Here is a 5,342-nt window from a genome sequence, read left to right on the forward strand (position 1 = left end):
GGATACTTTTTTACAAGATCAAAAGATATCTTCTCATGGTAGATAGTCATAAGTGTAAATATCTTAAATTTCGTCTCTTTAAACTGAGTTGTAAACGGTTTTATCATATCACTGTTTACTGCTATGCCAAAGCCGTTTTGTACAAACCCTTGCTCAATTTTTTGCGGTGTTATTGCACCATCTTTATTTTCAACTTCAAAAAGGTGCAAATCACCATTTGCACTGAGTGCCGTTACCATTAAAACACTCATTATATAAACATATATTTTCTTCATCTATTATCCTTTATTTTCTTTACTTAGGGAGCTATGTATATCCAGCCCTCTTTTACACGCTCAATCATCTCAACGATTCCAGCCGTTACAATCTCTACATCATCAACCAGTGCTTCTTCTTTTATATTTTTTGTCCGCATTGTGTTACCGCATGCGACAAACTCTACATCAAGCTGCATAAGCGCACTGATACGCTTTGAAGTCTCTGTCTCACTCTTAAGAAGCGATTTAATACCGTGGTAATAAGCGACAATACGCATTTTTACGTTTTCAGGACCATAAAATTTAAGCACATTATTCGCAGCACTCAGCACATGGTTTATCTCTTCATCATCCGCACTTTTAATAGAAAAAACTATCTTTCTAGGCTCTAAAATATTTGGTTTGGGCTCAGCAAAAACAGTCTCTGCATACAAAACATTAGCTATAAGCAAAAACATTACAATAAATTTTGCCATTAGGGCTCCTACTAATAAATCTCATATAATCTGAACAAAGTCCAGATTATATTCAGTCACTAAAGACTTGCCTTGTGGCAAGAAGGAGTCATCTTGACTCCTTAATATTTTTTATCAATGATTTAAAATCATCGATATTCCAAGATCCTGGTATCATTTTGATAATATTTTGATTTTTGCCAACAAAATAGAAAGAGGGAGTCATTGAAACGCTTATACCTAAGGGTATATCATCCATGTCCAAATTTAATTTTACGGGAATAAAACGCTCCTCAATCCATTGCGACATCTCTTTATCATCAAAAACATCTCTGTGCATATTAACACAGTATCGGCAATCTGTTCTCTCAATATATATCATGATTATTTTTGAACTTTTTTGCTGTGTTTTTTTTGCCTCTTCGTAACCCTGCCAGTCCACTCCAAAAAGAGAGACAAAGCAGAGCAGCAAAGAGAAGATAATTTTATTCATAAAATATCCGCCTACTCAATCATGGTTGTTTTGGCGCTTATAAAAATAGGAGAGAAAAATAAGCGGCTCAAAACAACTCTTTTTTTTATTTTAGAAGAGGTAATTTAACTCAAAACGGTATTCGTTATAAGAGTCTTTGTCAATACCATCAGATACTCTCTCATCTGCATCAACAAATGCCATACGAATCTTTGCGTCAAACGTCGGTGTAAACTGTTTGCGAAGGTCTATATGTAAGATATTGCTATCAGCTTGAACGCCGCCCGCTTGCTTATCTTCATCAAAATCCTGTATTGCATATCTAGCAAGTGCGCTAAATCCGTCTAAAATTTTTGCCTTGCCAAAATCGTAGTAAACTTCTGCGGAAGTCGTTTTTGTATCTGCTCTCCAGTTGTACTGCGCCATAGCACGCGTATATCCGCCTGTAGGAAAACCTCTCCATGGTGCGACTATATCCGCTTCATCGGCAACAGCCGAATAAGCGACTTGAACTTTTAAGACTCCATCTGTCAAAACAAGGCGCGCCATGGTTAAAGATGAATCTAAATCAAATCTATCTTTATATCCCAAATTTGTTGTAGGGTTTTTGTCCATAGCCAAACCGCCGCTCAAGCTTGCTCCACCGATTTTACCGGCACCGTTATCAAACTGTTGCATATGACGAACACCTGGAGTTAAAGAGAATTTATCCCCTAGTTTGATTTTGTAGTTTAACTCTCCTGTGAGTGAAGAGAGCAGACCCGGTACGGAACCGTATGTTACATCTACTACAAGATTGTCGATTGACTTGTTTTTCAAATCTACAACTACAAGTTCGTTCTCCTCCTTACCATGTGCACTGAGGTTTGTATAATTGAGTCCTTTATGAACCGCAGCATCGTCATTGTTGTTCCAGCTCTCACCTGAAGAGTCTTTAAAAGTTAAAACATCATGAAAAGTAGTATGGTCTCTTAGTTTTTGAGAGTCAAAATAGGCTCCGCGAATTGTTGTTTTTGGAATCTCATTTATTGTAACGGTATAACCCTCAAACGTATTTGGAATCATCTTTGTATCGTTCGACTTTGTTAAGAACGACTCAAATATTTGACGACCCACTTTAAATGATGTTTTAGAGACGTCATACTGAATATAAGCTTGTGCCAAAACTGCCATCGACCAGTCACCGCTTGTTTTTACATTGTAGCGGCTAAATGTATCTTTACCTGATTTTACATCGCCAACATCTGCATCATCTTCACGAAGAGAAGAGAATGGATTGTTCGCATAGCAAAGACCTGCCGTAGCACTTAATCCATGGAGCGGAGCTGTTTTATAAATCATGCTTCCGCCGACACCGAATGCCTTGTTATCGTCGTTTACCTGATCATTTTTCCAGTCCCATCTAAAAGCATTGGTTCTTAAACGACCGTAAAATACACCTTCAGTAAAAGCATCACCAATATTATCAACACTCGCTGGAAGAGTCTTATAGACCTCTTGCATATTGTTTTTAAGAACTCTTTTTGGCTGTGTATCATCTGCAAAAGCACTACTTACCAAAAGTGAAACTACTGCAGCAGCTGCTACACTTATCTTTATCATCTTCATGTTAAATCCCTTATGATTTTAAGTTTTAGTTGCAGCCTAATTGCAGCTTGTCTGACCCTTTGGAGGACATCCGCATTCATAATCAACAACTCTTACATTTCCTTCGTTACTTACATCGACTACTTTTTTACGCTTGATATAATCTCTTGTAACATCATAAACAGCTCTTGTCTTGCTTTCTTGAAGATTTTCTCCTACGTTTTGCAGGTTCCCGCCCCATGATGAAACAATGTAAGTTTTCTTCAAATCTATCGGCTTGCCGCCAATTTTAAGATTTGATATACGATTGCCCGTAGAATTACCGACTGCAATATCATACGTCGCTCCGCCAAGCCGGCTCATGTCTCCGCCTTGCTGATAGAGCGGATTTTCATTAAAGACGTTATCGGCAATATCCTCTAAGAGTTTTGCTATCCTCTCGCCCTTTAACTCAAAAGTGTAGACGTTCGGATAGGTTATACCGCACATCTCATAAACATTATCCATTAAAATCTCTTTACCTGCTAAAACGGTTGTTCCCCATCTATAACCAGGGGTAAAGGAGATATCACACTTCATCTCATCTATGATGGCATCATTGATAAGCTGATCAAATGTCGAGAAGAATGTATCTCTTTTGTAAAGAATATTTTTTGTTCTCCCAAGCACTTCATTCATCTCTGCTGCATAAGGTGCATAAAGCTCATCAACAAGCTTCTCACATTCAGTATCTGCCGGAATTATGTTAGATGCAATAGGAATAAGCTTGTACTCATAGTTATTTACCTTGCCGTCTTTGGCATCGATATCTAAACGTCCTATGTATTTTCCATGACTTCCCGCAATGGCTATAACCGTTCCGTTAATGACGATAGGCTTTGGAGAAGGGTCGTGTGTATGTCCACTTAAAATAAAGTCTATGCCATGTACTTTACGTGCCACTTCCTGATCCACGCTAAAGCCGTCATGTGAGAGTACAACGACGCAATCAACATTATGCTCGTCTCTTAACTCATTTACATACTCTTGGAGTGTCTCTAAGCGAAGACCGAAACTCCACCCTTGTGTAAACTCTTTAGGGTTCGCGGTCGACGTAAAAGGAAATGACTGCCCGATGATGCCTATCTTTGCGCCGCCTCTCTCTTCTATAGTATAGGGTTCAAAAATCAACTCTTCGAAATCATCAGCGAAAGAGTCGTTTCCTACAACATTTTGAGAGATAAACTTTCCATCAAGCATCTCAATAAGCTCTCTTACGCGCTCTTTACCGTAAGTAAACTCCCAGTGTCCAACCATAACATCTACGCCTATATGGTTTTGTACCTTGACAATAGCTTCGCCCCTAGTCTTTAGTGCCACACCGGTACCTTGCCATGTATCGCCTGAATCCAAAAAGAGCACGTTATCCGCCCCTCTTGTTTTTCTTACATAGTCCAGTACTGTTTTTATGTGTGCCACACCACCCATTTTTCCGAACTTTTTAGCTAGTGTTTCAAAATCAACATGGGTATCAAAGTAAGCATCTAGTGAGCTCGGCTCTAAACCGTAGTGTTTTGCAAACGACTCGCCGCATAAAAAACCCGGTGTTCCGGTAAGATTTGGCGCAGAGATGAGCGTGGAAGGCTCTCTCCAGTAAAGCGGCTTTAAATGCGCATGTAAATCACACATATGAAGCAACGTAAAATTACCCGTATCTTTAAACGCATAAATATCTTTAAGCGATATTTGTGATGCCATTATTGGTGCGGCAGTTGCAGAAGTTGCAGCGCCTATCCCAAAAATCGCACAGATGTGCATAAAGTCTCTTCTTGAAATCTCCATCTTCTCTCCCTATCTCTTCAGGCCGGGCAGAGCGATAGCTGCACCCTTTGCCTCGTGAGTAAAATATACTTCAAGTGCCGTCATCTCAGGCGAACCCAGAGGAATAACCGCAAGAAGTGCATTTTGCATACAGCCCTGAAATCTCTTTTGCAGTGTTGCAAGCTTTGACTTTGTCATTCTATACGCTGGCCATGTAGCAGCCGAAGCGTTTCCTTTTGCAGAGATATCCGGTAGCGGCTGCGTTCTCAGTATTCCTCCTACAACGCCAGGATTATGACAGTTGTAGCATGAAAGTCCTCTACCGCCTCTTCTCGTATTAAACACCTCTTTGCCAATAGCGTAAGCCTTTTTCATATGCGTATTTGCATTAATATCAATATTAATAGGCTGCTCATTCGCAATTGACTTCACATAAGAGGACATGTCAAACATATCAGAACTCTTAAGTGCATACGGCTTTTTGCCGCTATCATGCATAAATGCCTGAAGCATCTGATCAATGCTTACAACCATTTTAAATTTCTCAATATATCTCGGGAAACCTGCTAAATAAACAGGCAACTCATCTTCAGATAGCCCTAGATATTTAGCTAAAGCAGCCTCTGAGCCCATAGCATCTAAAAGCTCTGAGCCGTTAGCGAGCATCATATCAGCAGGATTGTTTTCCATAAGCTCTTCATACATTGCACGGTCTGCATCGCTCATGGCAAACTGCTCACTTGCAAAACTCAAAGATGAAACGAGAGCAAC

Annotated in this window: 5 protein-coding genes and 1 pseudogene; all 6 read right to left on the bottom strand. The window is 39.7% G+C overall.

What is annotated here, in order from left to right; genetic code table 11:
• Positions 1-275 (bottom strand): annotated as a pseudogene (locus RQ763_RS09120) (DUF302 domain-containing protein); the annotation flags it as partial.
• Positions 276-298: 23 nt separating this feature from the next.
• On the bottom strand, positions 299-733 hold the full coding sequence (locus RQ763_RS09125; RefSeq protein WP_314152525.1) for a DsrE family protein: 435 nt from the start codon (positions 731-733) through the stop codon (positions 299-301).
• Between the two features lie 88 nt (positions 734-821).
• Positions 822-1,205, bottom strand: a complete 384-nt coding sequence (locus RQ763_RS09130) for a thioredoxin family protein (RefSeq protein WP_314152526.1) — start codon at positions 1,203-1,205, stop codon at positions 822-824.
• Positions 1,206-1,295: 90 nt separating this feature from the next.
• Positions 1,296-2,792, bottom strand: a complete 1,497-nt coding sequence (locus RQ763_RS09135) for an OprD family outer membrane porin (protein WP_314152527.1) — start codon at positions 2,790-2,792, stop codon at positions 1,296-1,298.
• A gap of 36 nt (positions 2,793-2,828) precedes the next feature.
• Positions 2,829-4,592, bottom strand: a complete 1,764-nt coding sequence (soxB, locus tag RQ763_RS09140; protein WP_314152529.1) for a thiosulfohydrolase SoxB — start codon at positions 4,590-4,592, stop codon at positions 2,829-2,831.
• Positions 4,593-4,601: 9 nt separating this feature from the next.
• Positions 4,602-5,342: sulfur oxidation c-type cytochrome SoxA (gene soxA, locus RQ763_RS09145; RefSeq protein ID WP_314152530.1), on the bottom strand; the 741-nt coding region annotated here is incomplete at its 5' end.

The organism is Sulfurimonas sp., from assembly GCF_032250635.1.
GTDB lineage: Bacteria > Campylobacterota > Campylobacteria > Campylobacterales > Sulfurimonadaceae > Sulfurimonas.